Annotated in this window: 12 protein-coding genes; 5 read left to right on the top strand and 7 right to left on the bottom strand. The window is 67.8% G+C overall.

All coding sequences use genetic code 11. The annotated features are described in order from the left end of the window. Window positions 1–19: 19 nt before the first annotated feature. The 5 genes from OG203_RS45230 to OG203_RS45250 all read left to right on the top strand — a co-directional run bounded on the left by OG203_RS45230 (window position 20) and on the right by OG203_RS45250 (window position 11,429). Window positions 20–6,358, top strand: a complete 6,339-nt coding sequence (locus tag OG203_RS45230) for an SDR family NAD(P)-dependent oxidoreductase (protein WP_405163356.1) — start codon at window positions 20–22, stop codon at window positions 6,356–6,358. Further along, on the top strand, window positions 6,355–8,526 hold the full coding sequence (locus OG203_RS45235; RefSeq protein WP_405163357.1) for a beta-ketoacyl synthase: 2,172 nt from the start codon (window positions 6,355–6,357) through the stop codon (window positions 8,524–8,526). Before OG203_RS45230 ends, OG203_RS45235 begins: the two co-directional genes overlap by 4 nt. Beyond that, window positions 8,523–10,091 carry a PfaD family polyunsaturated fatty acid/polyketide biosynthesis protein gene (locus tag OG203_RS45240; protein WP_405163358.1) on the top strand — a complete coding sequence of 523 codons (1,569 nt, stop codon included), beginning with the start codon at window positions 8,523–8,525 and terminating at the stop codon, window positions 10,089–10,091. The genes OG203_RS45235 and OG203_RS45240 overlap by 4 nt, the downstream gene beginning before the upstream one ends. Further along, on the top strand, window positions 10,088–10,324 hold the full coding sequence (locus tag OG203_RS45245; protein WP_405168197.1) for a hypothetical protein: 237 nt from the start codon (window positions 10,088–10,090) through the stop codon (window positions 10,322–10,324). The genes OG203_RS45240 and OG203_RS45245 overlap by 4 nt, the downstream gene beginning before the upstream one ends. Window positions 10,325–10,424: 100 nt before the next feature. After that, a complete protein-coding gene (locus tag OG203_RS45250; protein WP_405163359.1) occupies window positions 10,425–11,429 on the top strand; it encodes an acyl-ACP desaturase in 1,005 nt (334 codons plus the stop codon). A 12-nt stretch (window positions 11,430–11,441) separates the two neighbouring features. Here the strand turns inward: OG203_RS45250 and OG203_RS45255 are convergent, their stop codons facing one another. The 7 genes from OG203_RS45255 to OG203_RS45285 form a co-directional block, all read right to left on the bottom strand. Next, window positions 11,442–12,131, bottom strand: a complete 690-nt coding sequence (locus OG203_RS45255; RefSeq protein ID WP_405163360.1) for a DUF998 domain-containing protein — start codon at window positions 12,129–12,131, stop codon at window positions 11,442–11,444. Then, entirely contained in the window at window positions 12,128–13,312 is a 1,185-nt protein-coding gene (locus OG203_RS45260) for a lipase family protein (RefSeq protein WP_405163361.1), read from the bottom strand. Before OG203_RS45260 ends, OG203_RS45255 begins: the two co-directional genes overlap by 4 nt. A gap of 199 nt (window positions 13,313–13,511) precedes the next feature. After that, the gene (locus tag OG203_RS45265; protein ID WP_405163362.1) at window positions 13,512–14,324 is read right to left on the bottom strand and encodes a carbohydrate ABC transporter permease; all 813 of its coding nucleotides are present in this window, start codon (window positions 14,322–14,324) and stop codon (window positions 13,512–13,514) included. Then, window positions 14,314–15,276 carry a carbohydrate ABC transporter permease gene (locus tag OG203_RS45270; RefSeq protein WP_405163363.1) on the bottom strand — a complete coding sequence of 321 codons (963 nt, stop codon included), beginning with the start codon at window positions 15,274–15,276 and terminating at the stop codon, window positions 14,314–14,316. Before OG203_RS45270 ends, OG203_RS45265 begins: the two co-directional genes overlap by 11 nt. 4 nt (window positions 15,277–15,280) lie before the next feature. Continuing rightward, window positions 15,281–16,171 carry a metallophosphoesterase gene (locus tag OG203_RS45275; protein ID WP_405163364.1) on the bottom strand — a complete coding sequence of 297 codons (891 nt, stop codon included), beginning with the start codon at window positions 16,169–16,171 and terminating at the stop codon, window positions 15,281–15,283. An 11-nt stretch (window positions 16,172–16,182) separates the two neighbouring features. Further along, window positions 16,183–17,556, bottom strand: a complete 1,374-nt coding sequence (locus tag OG203_RS45280) for an ABC transporter substrate-binding protein (RefSeq protein ID WP_405163365.1) — start codon at window positions 17,554–17,556, stop codon at window positions 16,183–16,185. A gap of 46 nt (window positions 17,557–17,602) precedes the next feature. Further along, window positions 17,603–18,736 carry an ABC transporter ATP-binding protein gene (locus OG203_RS45285; protein WP_405163366.1) on the bottom strand — a complete coding sequence of 378 codons (1,134 nt, stop codon included), beginning with the start codon at window positions 18,734–18,736 and terminating at the stop codon, window positions 17,603–17,605.

The following is an 18,736-nucleotide window of genomic DNA, read 5'->3' on the forward strand; positions in this document are numbered from 1 at the left end:
CGGTTCGAGAGGAACTTTCGTGACAGACGACAGACGCCTGGCGCGCAACCCGATCGCCATTGTCGGGATGTCCGGGCTGCTGCCCAACGCGCACAACCATCGTGAGTACTGGCAGAACATCGTCGACGGCGTCGACTGCACCACCGAGGTGCCGGCGTCGCGATGGAGCCTCGACGACTACTTCGACGCCGATCAGGACGCACCGGACAAGACGTACTCGCGTCGCGGCGCGTTCCTGCCTGATATCGAGTTCGACCCGCTGGAATTCGGGCTGCCGCCGAACCAGCTCGAGGTGACGAGCACCATGCAGACGCTGAGCCTCGGCGTTGCCCGCGATCTGCTCATCGACGCCGGTGCGGTGGATGCCACCTGGTACGACCCCGGCCGCACCGGCGTGGTGCTCGGCACCACCGGGCCGGTGCCGCTGATGCATCCGCTGGCCGCGCGGCTGTCGACGCCGGTGCTGAAGGAAGCGGCGCGCTCGGTCGGGCTCTCCGATACCGACGCGGACGCGATCGCGGACAAGTTCGTCGCCGCGTTCGCGCCGTGGGAGGCGAATTCGTTCCCCGGCCTGCTCGCCAACATCACCGCGGGCCGGGTGGCGAACCGGTTGGGTCTCGGCGGCATCAACTGCACCGTCGACGCGGCGTGCGCGGCGTCGCTGGCCGCACTGCGGACGGCGATCGCCGAGCTGCAGGACGGCCGGGCCGACATGATGATCACCGGTGGCGTCGATACCGAGAACACCATCTTCATCTATATGTGTTTCAGCAAGGTCGGCGCGCTGTCGTCGAGCGGGCAGATCAGTCCGTTCGCCGCCGACGCCAACGGCACCCTGCTCGGCGAGGGCATCACGATGCTCGCGTTGCGCAGGCTGGAAGACGCACGGCGCGATGGCAATCGGATCTACGCCGTCATCCGCGGCCTCGGCTCGTCCAGTGACGGGCGGGCCAAGAGCATCTACGCGCCGCGGGCCAGCGGGCAGCGGGTCGCGCTTGATCGCGCCTACGCCGACGCGGAGTGCTCGCCCGCCGATGTCGCGCTGATCGAGGCGCACGCCACCGGCACACCGGTGGGGGACAAGACCGAGCTGACCGCGCTGAAAGGGCTGCTGTCGGACGCGACTTCGGAGCCGAAGTTCGCCGCGCTGGGCAGCGTTAAATCGCAGATCGGGCACACCAAGGGTGCCGCGGGCACGGCGAGCCTGATGAAGCTCGCGTTCGCACTGCATCAGAAGGTGTTGCCCGGCACCATCAATGTGTCGGCGCCCAACGCGGAAATAGCCCCCGACGATGCGCCGTACTACGTGAATACGCGCACCCGGCCGTGGATCCGTGATCCGCAGCGTCCGATTCGCCGGGCCGCGGCGTCGGCATTCGGGTTCGGCGGCACCAACTTTCACGTGGTCCTGGAAGAGGCCGATTCGTCCCGCCACGAGCCGGTGCTGCATCGGACCGCGCGGGCACACCTGTGGCACGCACCCGATGTCGCCGCACTGGTCGACGCGGTACGCAGTGCCGATCCGGTGGACGGTGGCGACATCCCAGAAGGCCACGCGCGCATCGGATTCGTGTCGGTGGACGACGAGAATACCGAGCACCTGCGGACTCTCGCCGTCGATGAGCTGGTGCGCAGGCCGGACGCAGCGGTGTGGGATCACCCCGAAGGCGTGTACTTCCGGGCCGCCGCGCTGCCGGACCGCAAGGTCGGCGCGTTGTTCGCCGGGCAGGGCAGCCAGTACGTCGACATGGGACTCGATGCGGCACTGAACAATCCGACGGTCGGCGCGGCCTTCGACGCGGCCAACATCGCGTTCACCGATGCGCCGGTACGGGTGTCGTCGGTGGTCTTTCCGCCGCCCGCCTTCGATGAGGAGACCGCGCGGCAGCAGGAAGCCGCTTTGCGCCGCACCGAATTCGCGCAGCCCGCGATCGGCGCGCTGGCGGCGGGACAGTTCAAGACGCTGACCGGGTACGGCTTCCGCGCCGACGGCTACCTCGGGCACAGCTTCGGTGAACTGACCGCGCTGTGGGCTTCCGGTGCCATCGGCACCGAGGAGTTCTTCGCACTGGCCAGGGCGCGCGGTGTGGCGATGACGCCGGAGGACGGTGTCGAAGCGGGCACCATGGTGTCGCTCGGTGCCGCCAGGGAGACCGCCGAGGAACTGCTCGACGGCATCGACGACGTGTGGATCTGCAACCACAACGCGCCCGATCAGGTCGTCATCGGCGGCGGGACCGATGGCGTCGCCGCGGTGGTCGCGCGCAGTGCCGAGCGCGGCGTTGCCACCCGGGCGCTGCCGGTGTCCGGTGCCTTCCATACGCCGTATGTCGCGCACGCGGTGTCGGCGTTCGCGCAAGCTACCGCGACAGTATCGATCGGCGAGCCGGACGCACCCGTCTACGCGAACACGCCGGACGCGCACTACGGCAGTGATGTCGCGGCCAACCGGGATCTGCTCACCGAACAGCTCAGCAAGCCGGTCGAATTCGCGTCGGCAGTGACGGCGATGCGCGCGGCGGGCTGCACGGTGTTCGTGGAGTTCGGTCCCAAGCAGGTGCTGACCTCGCTGGTGCGGCGCACCCTCGGCGACGACGTCGTCGCCATCCCCACCGATTCGGGTCCGATCGGTAACAGCGATCTCGCACTGGCGCGGGCCGCCGTCCGGCTGGCCGTGCTCGGCTTCGGCCTGCGTGACATCAACCGGCATGCCGCCCCGGTCTCGGTGCGGCACAAGCCGAGTCGCGCGATGACCGTGACGATGTCGGCACCCGAATACGTGCCCGAGAGTCGGCGCACGTCCTATGCCGCCGCGCTCGACGACGGATACCGCGTGAGCCTGGCGGCACCCGTGTCAGTGCCTGTCGACACCGTGGTCGATCACCAGCCCGAAATAGCGGCCGTGGCCCCACCTTTCACCGAAGCAACGGAGACCACCGTGTATCAACCCAAGCAGTCCTACGACCCAGGAGCGGATGCGCTGGACAGCGCGCTCGCGCAGCACCTGCAGACACACCGCCAATTCCTCGACGGACAGCTGGATATGGCCCGCGGGCTCGCGGGTGTCCTCGGTGCCGGGTCGCTCGATGACGCGATGGTGCGGGCGATCGAGGCCGTCAAGGATCACGGTGTCGCGATCAGCGAAAGCCATTCGCGGGCAAGTGATGTGCTCGCGCAGCTGGCCGAGCTGGAAAGTGGTTTCGCGCCCGCGGCCCGGGCGGCGGCTCCGGTCGCTCGTCGGGTGGAGTCCGCACGACAGCCCGCGCTCGAGCCGGCGCCCGAGCGTCGGCCGCTGACCACCGCGCCGGTCGTCGACGATCGTCAGCCGGTGGCCCCCGTGGAAACTGTTGCGGCACCGGTCATTGCCGAGGTGCGGACGAACGGGAACGGCTCGCACGCACCGGTGGCCGACGACCAGGTATCGGCCGACGCGCTGCGGCGGGCGCTGCAAGAGGTGGTGGCGGAGAAGACCGGTTACCCGGTGGAGATGGTTGATCCGTCGATGGATCTGGAGGCCGATCTCGGTGTCGACTCGATCAAGCGGGTCCAGGTGATCGGTGCGCTGCAGGAACGCTTCCCGCACCTGCCGAACCTCGGCCCGGAGCAGCTCGGCACCTTGCGTACGCTCGATCAGATCGCCAGCCTGCTCGGGGAGGCTGAGCCGAATGGGGCCTCCAGCAGTCTGAACGGGGTAGATTTAGCTCCGAATGGAACGGTCCCGTCCAGTGTTGCCGTCCCGGCTGAAGCGGGCGCACCTACCGGTGACATCCTGCGACGCGCGCTGCAAGAGGTGGTCGCGGAGAAGACCGGTTACCCGGTGGAGATGGTGGATCCGTCCATGGATCTGGAGGCCGATCTCGGTGTCGACTCGATCAAGCGGGTGCAGGTCATCGGTGCACTGCAGGAACGGTTTCCGGACTTACCGAGCCTCGGCCCGGAACAGTTGGGCACGCTGCGCACCCTGGATCAGATCGTGGACGAGCTCGCCACGTCGGTGGGCGGTGATGTCCACCCAAAAGCTGAGGCCGCGGCCGAAACGCCGCGGCACGCCGTCGAACTGATCACCCTGCCGGCGCTGGACCGGGCCGTCGCGCCCTATCGCGCGGATGCCGATGTCGCGCTCCTCGACCTCAGCGGAGCGGCCGAGCCGGACTGTGCGGCAATCGAATCCGCGCTCGGCGCGCTCGGTTGGACAGTTCACCGCATCAGCGGTGCGGCAGGTTTGACAGCGCTCGCATCCGTCGACGTGTGTGTCGTCGTCCTTGATGGCGGTTCGCCGGATTGGGCGTCGGCACAGCGGTGGATCGGCGAGACCATTCTGGCCGCCGGTCAGGCGGTGCCGCTGTTGCAGAAGACAGACGACAGGGCCAGCTTCGTCACGATCACCCGCCTCGACGGTCACCTCGGCTTCACAGGTACGGCGGATCCGGTACATGCGCTGCTCGGCGGCGTCGGCGGTGTCATGAAAACCCTTGCGGCCGAACAATCGGCACTGTTCTGCCGGGCGCTGGACATCGCGCCGGGCGTCGCGCCGGAACGGCTGGCCGACCTCGTCACGGCCGAGTTGTTCGACGCGGCACGGGACACCCTGGAAGTCGGAATCGACGCGGCGGGCCAGCGGCGGACGCTGGTGCCGAGTGGATACGCGTCTGCCAGTTCCGTCACCATCGTGCGTCCCGGCGTCGAGCAGCGGCCGAGTCTGCTGACAGCGGCGGATGTTCTGCTGGTCACCGGCGGCGCGCGTGGGGTCACGGCGACGTGTGTCAAAGCCTTGGCCGAACGCAGTGCAGCACGGTTCGTTCTGCTCGGGCGATCCGAGCTGACTCCTGAACCCGACTGGGCAACAGGCGTTTCCGATGCGGACCTCAAACCCGCTGCCGTTCGCGCGTTGGCGGGCACGGGAGCGAAGCCCCGAGAAATCGAGCGCGCATGTGCCGGGGTACTGGCCGCCAGGGAGATCCGTGCCACGCTGACCGAATTGGGTTCGCGGGCCGAGTATCTCGCGGTGGACGCCACCGACGATGCTGCGGTGAGTTCCGCGCTCGCACCGTGGCGGGACGCCATTACCGGTGTCGTGCACGGGGCAGGGGTGCTGGCGGACTCGATGATCACGGACAAGACTGCCGAGTCCATCGGTCGCGTGCTGGATCCGAAGATCTCCGGACTGGCCACCGTGCTCGCCGCGCTCGGTGAACTGCGGCATCTGGTGCTGTTCACCTCGGTCGCGGGCCTGTTCGGCAATGCGGGACAGGCGGATTACGCGGCCGCGAACGAGGCACTGTCCCGGTTCGCGGTGAGCTGGCGGCGGCATCATCCCGACTGCCACGTCACCGCGATCGACTGGGGCGCCTGGGACGGCGGCATGGTGACACCCGCGCTGCGCGGTCACTTCCTGTCCCGCGGTATCGCGCTGCTCGACCCCGAGGTCGGGGCGGCGGCGTTCACCGAGCAGTTCACGGTGGACCATCGCGAGGACACCGTCGTCCTCATCGGCCCCGCGAACGGGCTGTCCGGCGGCGTCGCGGTCGATCCGAGTGCTGTTGCCGCACGCAGGGTCATCACCAGCCTGGTGGATGAGCCGATCATCCAGGCCCACCGCATCGGCGAACATGTCGTGCTGCCAGCCACTTTCGGCCTCGGCGCGATGATCAACCTCGCCGAGCGCGGCCTGGTCGGCCGAACCGTGGTCGGCGCCAGGGACTTCCAGGTGCTCAAGGGCATCGTGTTCGATCGTCCGGTGGACGAACTGGAACTCGAGCTGATCCCCGGTGCGACCGCCGACGGCCGGACCCTGGTCGAGGCGAACATCCGCGGCGGCAATGTCGCGCACTTCCGGGCAACTCTGCTGATGGCCACCGAAGCGGACGAGGCGCCGAGCAAGCTGATTCCGAGCGGATCGGCCAGCGACGCCGATATCTACCGCGACGCCATCCAGTTCCACGCCCCGGCCCTGCAAGGCCTGCGCTTGGTGCGGGCGGCCTCCGATGACGCCATCGTCTTCGAATGCTCGCTCCCGGCAACACGAGTGGCGAACGGCGCCTACGCGGGCCGCCTGCACGACCCGGTCCTCGCCGACCTGATCCTGCAGGGCCCACCGGTTCTCGGCTACCGCCTGCTCGGCGGCGCCTGCCTGCCCCTCGGAGTCGGCCGGGTGGACTACTATCGGCCACTGCCCACGGACGAGACCTTCCTGCTCACCGTGGACAACCCGCGAACAGGGCGCGTCGATGCCCGCATCGACGCCACCGCGACCACGGCGGACGGCACAGTGCTGCAACGATTCTCGGACGTCACCGTGGTGACGACACCGGACCTGACAGAGAAGTTCCAGACCTCGGTGCGGCGGTGGATGGCATGACGGTCATCGAGTTCGATGGAATTCCGTTCAATCCGGTGGCTGGGTCCCCGGTGGTGCCTGCTGCGACACCGGCAGAGCACACAGACGCGGCGACAACAAGTGGTCGGGAGCATGCGACCGCCTCGTCGCGAAGCGAACGGCCGAGCGGTGACACCGTGGCGCTGAGGTTCGACAACGGTGGTACTGGCGCCGAGGGCAGCCCGATGGCGGGGCAGATCGCTGCCGCGGTGGTCGGCGGCGGGTCACGAGATGCCAAGCTGCTCAGCGAGATTCGCTCTGGCGTCGTCGCCGCGCATCGTTCGGCGCTGACCGCTCAGGTGGCGTTGCAGCGGGCGGCCTGGCAGCGGACGCTGCGCGCGGCGACCTCCGCCCGCGTGGCGAGCACCGATCCCGCCGCCGCCGCGACCGGCGGTGTCTCCGTCGACGGTCGCGCCATCGCCGCCCGTGGTCAGCGAGCAGGCCGCGACGGGCTCTCGAACGGCACCGGTTCCGCCGGTGTCACGGCCGCCGAGCCGGTGGTCGCCGCAGCGGAATCGGCATTCAAGGCGCTGGCTCGTACTCGGTGCGGCAGTCTGGACCACGCTGCCCTGGTTCGACTCACCGAGGGTGACGTCGTCAGCGTGTTCGGGGCCGGGTATCAGCGCTCCGGCGTCGCATCGGTGGCGCGGCTCGCCGCCTCCGGGCCGCTGGTACTCACCGAGGTTGTGACGATCGAGTTGCGTGGCGGCACCGGGAAAGGCCGCGTGGTCGCGCATTTCGACGGCGACCCACGCGCGGCGGCGGTGCAGGCGGCGGAGGTGTTCGCGCTGTTCACCGGCATGCAGCTGTGCCTGTCGGGAAGCACGTTGACCGCGGCGCAGGTGAGCGGTGCGGTCGAGGGCATTGCCGCCGGAACCATGGACCTCGTTGTCACCGACATCGACCTGGTACTACGGCCGCACGTCACCGCGACGGCGAGTATCGCTGGTGCACAAGGGGAGTTGCGGGTCACCGTTACCGTCGTCGAGCCCGTCGGCGCCGGAGTGGGACCGGGCGAAGCCGCTCCGGGCCTGTTGCTCAACGAATTCCACATGACGCACCTCTCCCGTGGGGATCAAAGCATCGCCATGGGACCGGAATTCGCCGAATACACCGGAGTGCGGGCGACCCGCCTGCCCACCGGCGGCCTGCTGCTCGTCGACCGAGTCATCGAATTCGACGGCGCACGAGGCCGATTGGACGGCGCTGCCTACACCAGCGAATACGACTCACCCGCTGACTCCTGGTACTACGGCGACACCGCCAACGAGTCCATGCCGCACTTCGTCTACATGGAAACCTCGCTGCAGGCCGCGCTGCTGATGGGCTACTACGCCGGGCCGACGCTCACCCAGCCGGGCGTGACGCTCAGCCTGCGTAACCTCGGCGGCACCGCGACAATACTGCGGCAGCTCGACCTGCGCGACAAGACGATCGAGCAGTCGTCCCGGCTGCTGTCGACCACGATCCTGCCCGGCTCGTCGCTGCAGACGTTCGACTACACGCTGAGCGTGGACGGCGAACCGTTCTACTCCGGCGAGACCATGTTCGGCTACTTCAGCGACGAGGCGCTGGCGAACCAGACCGGCCTCGACGCCGGAAAGGCGGCACCGACCTGGCTGGATGAGCATGCGGGCGCACCGATTCGGACCATCGACGTCGCCGCTCGCCGCGCCGACCCGCACGCTGGGCTGTGCGCGCGCCGGACCCTGGCCCTCATCGACCACATCGACGTGGTCGACGGCGGCGGGAAATACCAAGCGGGCTATCTGCATTCGCTGCGCGCGATCGACGCGTCGGACTGGTACTTCGACCGCCACTTCCACCTCGATCCGGTGATACCGGGCTCGCTGGGCGTGGAATCGGTCATCCACGCGGTGCAGGAGTGGATCCTGGACGCCGGATTCGCCGACTCGCTCAGCGATCCGGTCTTCCGCATCCCCGCCGACATCGCCTTCAGCTGGCGCTACCGCGGCCAGTTCCTGCCCACCGACGGCACGGTGGAACTGGAGGCGCACATCAAGGAGGTCCGGCGCGGACCGCACGGCGTCACCGTCATCGTGGACGGCTCGCTCTGGAAACCGGGCTTGCGCATCTACGAACTCAGCGACCTCGCGGTCGAACTCGGCGAGCGGAAGGACGGCTCATGACCACGTCCCGGATGAGCGTTGTCGCGCAGACGGCCGACGAGATCAGCGCACTACTGCTCGATGTGCGGCGACCGTGCTGGATCGTGCGTCACGACGGCCAGGTGGGTGCTACCTCGGACGAGGGGATCGCCGCTCGGTCGGAGGTCCTCACCGCGGTCGCGCCGCTGCCTCCGGAACTGCTCGGCGACAAGCAGTTCCACGCCACCCATGGCGTGCGCGCCGCATATGCGGCGGGGGCGATGGCCAATGGGATCGCGTCCCCGGCATTGGTTTCGGCGATGGCGCGGGCCGGCTATCTCGCCTCGTACGGTGCCGCGGGCGTCACACCTGCCGTGGTGGACGCGGCACTGGCCGAACTGAGTGCCACGTTGCGGGGAAAGCCGTTCGCCTGCAACCTGATCCACAGTCCCGCCGAACCTGCCCTGGAACGGGCGATTGTCGATTCCTGCCTGCGGCACGAGGTGCGCTGTGTGGAGGCGTCGGCATTCATGGGCCTCACCGCCGAGGTCGTCCGCTACCGGGTCGCGGGACTCGGCATTGATCGGCACGGGCAACTCGAAGTGCGGAACCGGCTGATCGCCAAGGTTTCTCGCGTCGAGGTGGCCGAACCGTTCCTGCGTCCCGCACCGGCGAATCTGCTGCGTCAGCTGGTCGTGTCGGGCGACGTGACGGCCGAGCAGGCACGCCTGGCCGAGCAGGTGCCGATGGCCGACGACATCACCGCCGAGGCCGACTCCGGCGGGCACACCGACCGCAGGCCACTGCTGGTGCTGCTGCCCGAGTTGATCGCCGCGCGCGATCGCAGCACCCTGCCGGCCGCGGCGGCGGTACGGATCGGTGCCGCGGGCGGTATCGGCACACCCGCCGCGGCCGCGGCGGCGTTCGCGCTCGGCGCCGCCTACGTGGTGACCGGCTCGATCAACCAGGCCACCCGCGAGGCCGCCCAGTGCGACACCACCAAACAGCTACTGGCCCAAGCGGATTTCGCCGACTGCACGATGGCGCCGTCCTCGGACATGTTCGAACTAGGTGTGCAAGTACAGGTGTTGCGCCGGGGCACCATGTTCGCCGCCCGCGCGCAACGGCTGTACGACACCTACCGCGCCTACGCCGGAATCGACGACATCCCAGCCGAATCGCGCCGTGACCTCGCGGCCACGCTGTTCCGGCGGCCCATGGACACCGTGTGGCAGGACTGCGTCAGCTACTTCACCGAACGCGACCCGGCACAGTTGGTCGGCGCGGCCGAGGACCCGAAACGCAAGATGGCCCTGGTGTTTCGGTGGTACCTGGGCCTGTCGTCCGGGTGGAGTATCCGCGGTGAAGCCGACCGTGTCGCCGACTACCAGGTGTGGTGCGGGCCCGCGATGGGTGGGTTCAACAACTGGGTCGCCGGGACCTACCTGGCCGCGCTGAGTAACCGCCACGTCGCCGATATCGCCGACCAGATGATGCTCGGCGCCGCGTATCTGACCCGAATCGCTCAGCTACGCACCGCGGGTGCGCGGCTACCCGCCGACTGCACCCGATTCGTTCCGCGACCGATGGAGCAACGCTCACGCTGACGCACTACGATTCCCTGCTCGCCAAGATCATCGTCTGGGCGCCGGACCGTCCCGCAGCTATCGCCAGCATGCGCCGTGCTCTCGCCGAAACCCACGTCCGCGGCAAGGGGATTGCCACGACCGCCGAGTTCCTGCACGACATTCTCGACCACCCGCGCTTCCGCGCAGCAACCAACGACACCGCCTTGATCGGCACTGCCACCAGTTCCGGGGGCACCAGGTTGGCCGGTTGAATTGCCACCTACGGATCCGTAGGCTCGCGGAGGTTGTCGCGCTGGTGGCCGTCTTCCGGTCCAGCGCATGCTGAGCCAAAATGTCTGAGGGGTAACGCAAATGGGGAGACTTCTGACCCAGCTCGAGCTGCTCACCGAGCTCGAGCCGGTCGCGGAAGCGAATGTCAATCGACACCTGTCGATGGCGAAGGCCTGGCACCCGCACGATTACGTGCCGTGGGACGAGGGCCGCAACTTCGCCGCGATGGGCGGCGTCGACTGGGACCCCAGCCAGTCGCGGCTATCCGACGTCGCCAAGGCCGCGATGATCACCAACCTGCTCACCGAGGACAACCTGCCCTCCTACCACCGGGTGATCGCGGAGAACTTCTCCCAGGACGGCGCCTGGGGCACCTGGGTCGGTCGCTGGACCGCCGAGGAGAACCGGCACGGCATCGTGCTGCGTGACTACCTGGTCGTCACCCGCGGCGTCGACCCGGTCGAACTGGAAAACGCCAGAATGATCGCGATGACCACCGGCTTCGACCCGCTGGCCGTCGCCAAGTACGGCAACGTCGATCCGATCGATGTTCCCGACACCGGATTCCTGCTCGGCGTTGCCTACGTGACCTTCCAGGAACTCGCCACCCGCCTCAGCCACCGCAACACCGGCCGGGTGTGCGACGACCCGATCGCCGACAAGATGCTGCAGCGCATCGCCGCCGACGAGAACCTGCACATGATCTTCTACCGCAACATGTGCGGCGCCGCCCTCGACCTGGTCCCCGACCAGGCGATCGAGGCGATCGCGCTCACCCTGATGAACTTCCAGATGCCCGGCGCGGAGAACCCGAACTTCCGCCGCTACGGCGTCCTGATGGCCAAGCACGGCATCTACGACATGCGCCAGCACCTCGAAGACGTGGTGATGCCGGTGCTGCGCATCTGGAAGATCTTCGAGCGCGACGACTTCACCGCCGCCGGCGAGCAGACCCGCGACAAACTCGCGGATTACCTCGCCAAGTACGAACGCGACATCCTCAAGTTCGAAGAGCGCCGCGACCGCATAGCCGCCCGCCAAGCCACCAAGCGCGACTCCGCACCCCTCACCACCACCCTGAGCTGATCGAGATCGGCCTCAGCCGGCCGGGCGGTAGAGCCGTGGCAGGGCAACGAAAACGACGATGCCGGTGAGGATTCGCCAGACGACGAACGGGTCGATCGCGAGGCGTTCGGCGGTGCCTGCGCCCAGGCCGAGGTGGTCTGGGGCGAGGCTGGTGATCATGCCGACGACGGTGACGATGATGAGTACGACAGTGACCGCCGTGTAAGCGCGATGGGTGCGGTAGACGCGGGCGATGATGATCATGATCGCCAGGCCGGACAGTAGTTCCAGGTAGGCGCCGGTGGGGTGCAGGACGGCGCGCAGGTGGTTGCCGCCCGGCACCTCGCCCGCGCTGCCGGGGAAGGTGCCGACGAGGACTATGCCGAGGCAGTTGACCAGGGCGAGGTAGGGAATCGACCGTCCGGCAAGGGTTTTGGGCAGTAGCGGGGTGAGTAATAGCGCTGCGGCGAGGACGAGGACGCCAAGCAGCACGAACTCGGCGGACATCCATGCGTGCCACGGCGAACAGATGTAGCGGGGCGTGCTGGCGCCGTATTGGGCCATATCGCCGAAACATTCGGGGACGCCGAGGTCGCTGATCATGTTGGCGGACCAGCTGTAAGGGTTGGCGTCGTGCCAGCGGTTACCGACGATCAGCTCGGCGAGGTAGTACGTGATCGTCAGGAACAGAAGGGCCGCACCGGTTTTCAGGCGCGCGGTCAACGGCGGCAGGTGGTCGGCGGGACGGGGGCACCCGTGAAGCGGTCGGTGATCCACGCGGTGACCAGATCGCCGCGGGCGCGCCAGGCCTCGTGGCCGCCGGGCAGCACATGGTCGACCAGGTTGACGCCGAGGCCGCACATGTCCGCGACGGCCTGGTTTCCCCACGCGGTGTTGACGAGGTCGTCGCTGTCGCCGCGAGAGATGAAGGTGGGGATGTCGGTGGCGACCTTGGGGAGATTGCCGCCGGACTCGTAGTCGGCCAGCGCGCTGTGCGCGGCGTCGTCGACGAACTGGGCGGCGGCCGGTGTTGCCGTTTGGCCGATGGCCAGATCTCTCAGCGTTGTCTGGCCGGTGCAGAGTCCCTCGAGCCGCGGCGCCGCCGAGAGCAGCGGGCCGTGCAGGAGCTTGTCGTAGGAGTAGTCGGGATGGTCGTAGCGCACCGCGGCAACGAGGTAGGGCAGCAGCAGGTACTGACCGACGGTCAAGGTGTTCGTCGCGGCGGCCTCGGCGAGTTCGCTGCGCAGCGCGGGCGAGAGCAGCACATCGCCGAGGATCTTCAGCTCCGGTGCGTAGTCCTTGGCCGTTTCGGCGGCCGACTCCGTGGCACGCCCGCCCTGGGAGAGCCCGACGAGCACAACGTCCTTGGTCACCGGCAGCTCGAGCTGTCGCACGGCCCGGACGGAGTCGAGCACGTCGTAACCCGAGGACTCGGCTTGCAGATACGGTGCCGAGCCGGGGCCGTCGAGCCCCTGGTAGTTGGTCATCACCACGGCTTTGTGGTTGTTGAGCAATTCCGTGACGGTGGTGTCGTTGCCGTACAGCGAGGGAGAGCTGGTCGGTGCGCAGTCGTTGACGACGCCGGAGGTGCCGTGCCCGTAGGCGACCAACGGCCAGCCGCCCTCCGGTGCCGCGCCCTTCGGCAGATACACCGCGCCGGAGACCTCGATGGGCGATTTATCCGGTGCGGTCGAGACGTATCGGATGTAGGTCGCCGAGGCGGCGGCTGCCGAGATCATCGGGCCGCCGTTGGTCAGTGGTCGGTGGGAGAGCAGCGTGCCCGGCTTTTGCGGCGGCGCGCCGGTGTCCGAAGAACCGGTGTCCGACGACGAACCGCAGCTCGCCGCGGCCAGCACCACCGTCGCGGCCAGGGAAACCCACGTCAGTGCCCTCTTCGGACGCACGATCCATTCGCTCCTTCGACTCTGCCGCGCTCTGTCTCGATCCCCGTGTCGGCACGGCCCCTACGATTCGCCTGCCCGGTCGGATTCGCCGGGGCGTGCCGTTCCAAGCAAGATCAGGATGTCCTGTGATCGCCGTCTCCGCATCGCCGAGTGAGCGGAATCTCAGATCGCGCACCGATTCGTAACCGACCACCTGAAACTACTTCAGTCCAGACCGCACAAACGCGTTCACGATGTGGCGTTGCAACAACAGATACATCACGAGAACGGGCAGACACGCCAGGCTCGCCAGCGCCATCATGGGACCCCACTGGTCGCCCTCGGTGCCCATGAAGCTGCGCAGCCCGAGCTGGAGCACGCTGTTGGACTGGCGAAGCACGACCGCGGGCCAGAAGTACTCGTTCCAGGCATTGATGAACAGCAGGATGCCGAGCGCGGCCAGCGCGGGCCGCAGATTGGGCACCACCACCGTCCACAGGATCGACCACGAGGAGCGACCGTCGATCTTGGCGGCGGCGACGAGCTCCTTGGGGAAGCTCGCCATGTGCTGGCGCAGCAGCAGCACCGCGAGCGCCGAGCACAGCGTCGGCAGCACGACGCCGATCAGCGAGTTGATCAGGCCGAGCTGGGTGAGCAGCACGTAGTTCGGCAGCATGGTCACCTGGAACGGGACAAGCCAGGTGCCGACGAACGCCAGATACAGGACCTTCTGGAACGGGAACGTGTACATCGCGAACGCGTAGGAGGCAAGCAGGGCGACGAGCAACTGGCCCGCCGCGGCCAGCGCCGCGACGAAGAAGGTATTGCCGATCAGCCCGAGCACGTCGACCTTCTCGGCGGCGTCGGCGTAGTTGGCGAACGAGATCGGCCAGGGAATCGGCGACAGCGAGGTGACGTCCTCCGGCCTGCGCAGCGAGGTGGCGAACAGCCAGTACACCGGGAAAATGCACACAATGGCGGTCACCGCGAGCAGCGCATGGCTACCCACATTGCGTATTCGATCAATCATCATGGAAGGCAACCTTTTCCGAGATCCACACCAGGATCCCGGCGATTACGCCGAATCCGGCGAACAACAGCACTCCGGCGGCCGCGCTGAGCCCGGCATCGAAACTGTGGAAGGCGTAGTCCCACAGCAGGTAATAGATGTTCGTGGTGGCCTGCGCCGGACCGCCCTGCGTCATCGAGTCGATGAGCGGGAAAGTCAGGATGGGACTGAGCAATACGGTGGTGAGGACGAGGAACATCACCGTCGGCGAGAGCAGCGGCAGGGTGATCCAGCGCCGAATCTGCGCCGGGCTCGCGCCGTCCACCTGGGCGGCCTCGTGGTAATCCCCGCTGATACCCGCCAATCCGGCCCATACCACCAGCACCGAGAACCCGAGCAGCTGCCAGCCGGTGATTCCGATGATCACCAGGTGCGCGGTGCTCACGTCGTACACCCAGTTGCGTTTCGAGCCGAGCAGCTGGTCGACGAACCCGGCGCCGGGATGCAGCAGCCACCGCCAAACCGCCGCCGCCGCAACGGGAGCCACCAGGAACGGCACGAAGATGAACGCCTGATAGATCGTCCTCGCCCGCCCCCGCACCCGCTTGCTCGCCAGCGCGATGAGCACCGGAAGCAGCACCGTGAACGGCAGCATGCCCGCGATCAGCACACCGGTCCGGCCGATCGAATTCCAGAACGCCGGAAGTTCCATCAGCCGTTCGTAATTGCCCGTGCCGACCGGCTTCATCGGCGAGGTCGGCAGGAGATTCCACGAGTAGGTGGACAATTCGAACGCCTGCACCAGCGGCCGATAGGTCCACACGACGAGCAGGAACAGCGCGGGCGCCAGATACAGGTACGGCACCACGAACCGCCCCGCCCGGCGGAACCGGGCGAGGCGGCGCGACTGCGGCACCGGGGAAGTGACCGGCTCGGCCACTTCCTCGGTAGCGCGGGGGATTTCGATGACGAACATCGACCTACCTGGTCTCGGCCGCGGCCAACGCGGCGAGCTGATCGAGCACGTCCTGTTCCGTTCTGTCGTAGACGCTTTCGGCCGGTGTCGCCTCGATCGCGGTGGCCACCAACGACGATCCGAGCAGATCGATGCGGCTGTACCCGAAGCCGACCAGCCCGCGGTGCCGTCCGACCGGCGCGATCGGATCGATCCGATAGGACAGCGCGGGTCCGATCCAGACCGGGATGGCGCCGAGCGCGGCCGCACCGGTCAGGTGGTTGTGCCCGCAGATGATCAGCCGCACATCCGATCCCGAGAGCACCTCGTCGAGCAGCTCGGGCTGTTCGAGCCGCAGGTACTCGGTGGTCGCGATCGGCGACGGGATCGGCGGGTGGTGCAGCACGAGCAGCGTGCCGTGCCGCGCGGGCTCGCGCAGCTGAGCGGCGAGCCAGTCCAGCTGTTCCGGTTCCAGCCGTCCGTCGTGGCGGCGCGGTGTCGTGCTGTCCAGCGCGATGACCCGCAGCCCGGCGACATCGGTGACCACGTCGTGGGTAAAGTCGGGATCGATTGTGGCGGAATCGGATCCGAGCAGTTCGGTGCCGAACGCCGCGCGCTCGTCGTGATTGCCCATCACGTACACCGTCTGCGCGCCGAGCTCGGCGGCCACCGGCTCGACCGCGTCGCGCAGCCGCCGATACGCCTCGGGCGACCCGTCATCGGTGAGATCGCCCGACAGCACCAGCGCGTCGATCCGCTGCTGCGAGGCACGCAGCTGCTGCAGCACGTGGGTGAGGTTCTCGTAGGTGTCGACCTTGCCGTGCACCCGTTGACCGGCGGGCCGGATGTGGGTGTCGGTGAGCTGGACGATCGTGACGCCGTCGCGGCCGTCCCCATTCATGCTGTGCCCGTTCATGATGTCCCCCTTCATGAGTTCGGAAGCAGTTTGGCACCCTGATCGCGGGCGGCGGTCAGGGTGGACTGCGGATCTTTGCCCTGGAACACGATCGCCTCGACCGCGTCCATCATGCCGTCGCGGATCTGCAGATAGTTGGTGCCTGGCATGGAGATCCACGGCTCCATGTTCGCCAGCTGGGCGACGTTCGGCTGGAGCAGCGGATTCTGCGCCGACCAATCCTTCAGTCCGGCAGGGTCATCCATCAGCCCGGTGCGCAGCGGCAGGTAGCCGATGCCCTCCGAGATCTTGGTGTAGGCCTCTTCGCTGGTGAGGAACTTGATCAGCTCCCACGACGCGCGCTGCTTGGCCGGGTCGTTGGACAGAATGTGCAGCGACGCACCGGAATTCGTCGGCACCGTCGGCTTGCCCGCGAAGCTCGGCATCGGCGCGGCACGCAGGTCCCACTTGTCCTTGGCGCCGGTGGTGAAGGTGCCCTGGATCGCGCTGGTCTCCAAGATCATGCCGATATCGCCGCGGGCGAAGGCCTCGTAGCCCTGCTTCTGGTTGAGCTTCGGCATGCTGCCCGAGTCGACGAGCTGCTGCTGCATCCGGGCGACCTCGACGGCGGGCGCGTCGGCGAAGTCGAGGGTTTTGCGGTCCTCGGAGATGACCCGGCCGCCATTGGACCGGACCAGCGACTGGAAGCACCAGTCCTTGGCCGTCTTGGTCAGGCAGTCGACGTAGATGCCGCCCTTACCGGTCTTGCCGGTGATCGCGGCGGACGCGTCGGCGACCTGCTGCCAGGTGCTCGGCGGCTTGGCGGGATCGAGTCCGGCCTGGGTGAACAGCGAAGCGTTGAAATACAGGACAGGGGTGGAGAAGACGAACGGTACGCCGTAGGTGTGGCCGTCCCAATCGGCGAGCGTGCGGGCCTTGGGCGCGTACGGATACTTGGCGCCGTCGAAGTTGCGCTGGACCTCTTCCTTGGAGACCAGCGTGTCCAGCGGCTTGGCGCCGAGCTGATGGACGGTGTAGTCCAGGTCGCTGAAACCGAGCTGCGCGACGTCGGGCGGGGTACCGGCGACCGTCTGGTTCTGGATGCTGGAGATGGTGTCAGTGGCCGGGTTCGGGCTGTTGCCCTGCGGCTTCTGCGCGGTAACCGTGATGTTCGGGAACTTCTTGCGGAAGTCGGCGATCAGCGTGTTGAAGGTATCGGTCCACGCTCCGGCGAGTCCGTAGTTGTAGGACTCGAACACGATGGACACGTGCTGATCCGGCTTCAGGTCCGGGATCTGCGCGGTGCTGGAGTTCGAATCGGTGGTGGTGCTCCCGAGTCCGCCGCAAGCGCTGAGCGCGACGGTGGTTGCGAACACCAGGCCCAAAATGGGCGCGGTGCGGTTCACGGTGTTCTCCTCATTGATGGGGGATGTCGGACGGCGTTGTCACGAGTCAGGCGACGGCGACGACTTCTTCGGCGCCCTCGCGTAGCGAATCCCGCTGCGGCTCTTGCCATGTCATGCGCAGACCGGACGCGGGATCGAACAGGTGCAGGTGGGCGGGATCGACGCGCAGCCCGATGCTGTCGTCGGCGTTGACCTGGGCGGGGCGCGGCGCGCGGGCGCAGAGCGTGTGGTCGCCGGTGGTGAAGTGGACCAGTTCCTCGCTGCCCAGGTTCTCGACCATGGTCACCCGGCCGCGGAGGTCGGCGGCGGTGGCGTCGAGCCGAAGCTGCTCGGGGCGGATTCCGGCGATGACGTCTACGGTCGTGCCGAAATCCGCAGCGGTGATGGCCAATTCGACGTCGATGCCGTCGGCCACCAGGAACAGTCGGCCGTCACGTTCGGTGACGGTGCCAGGAAACAGGTTCATCGGCGGGGCGCCGAGGAATCCGGCGACGAAGGTGGAGCGCGGCCGGTCGTACAGCTCGGTCGGGGTGCCGACCTGCTCCACCTGCCCGTCGTTGAGCAGCGCGATCCGGTCGGCCATGGTCATCGCCTCGACCTGGTCGTGGGTGACGTAGAGGAACGTCGCGCCGAGCCTGCGGTGCAGCGCGATCAGCTCGGCGCGGGTCGCGCTGCGTAGTTTGGCGTCCAGGTTCGACAGCGGCTCGTCCATCAGGAAGGCGCCGGGATCGCGAACCATGGCGCGGGCCAACGCGACTCGCTGCCGCTGGCCGCCCGAGAGCGCGCCAGGCTTGCGGCGAAGCAGCTCGTCGAGCCCGAGCACGGCGGCCACCTCGGCCACCCGTTCGGCGATCGTGGTCCGCGGGGTGCGCCTGGCGCGCAGCGGGAAGCCGATGTTCTTGGCCACCGTGAGGTGCGGGTAGAGGGCGTAGCTCTGGAACACCATCGCCAGGTCGCGCTGCTGCGGCGCAAGGTGCGTGATGTCGTTGTCGTCCAACAGGATCAGGCCGTCGGTCGGATCCTCCAGGCCCGCGATCATCCGCAGCAGCGTCGACTTGCCGCAGCCGCTCGGTCCGAGCAGCACCAGAAACTCGCCGTCGGCGATGTCGAGGCTCACCTCGCGCACCGCGTAGGTCGCGCCGAATTGCTTCGACACCTTGTCAATTCGCAGTCTTGCCAC

Source organism: Nocardia sp. NBC_01499 (assembly GCF_045040275.1).
Classification (GTDB): domain Bacteria; phylum Actinomycetota; class Actinomycetes; order Mycobacteriales; family Mycobacteriaceae; genus Nocardia.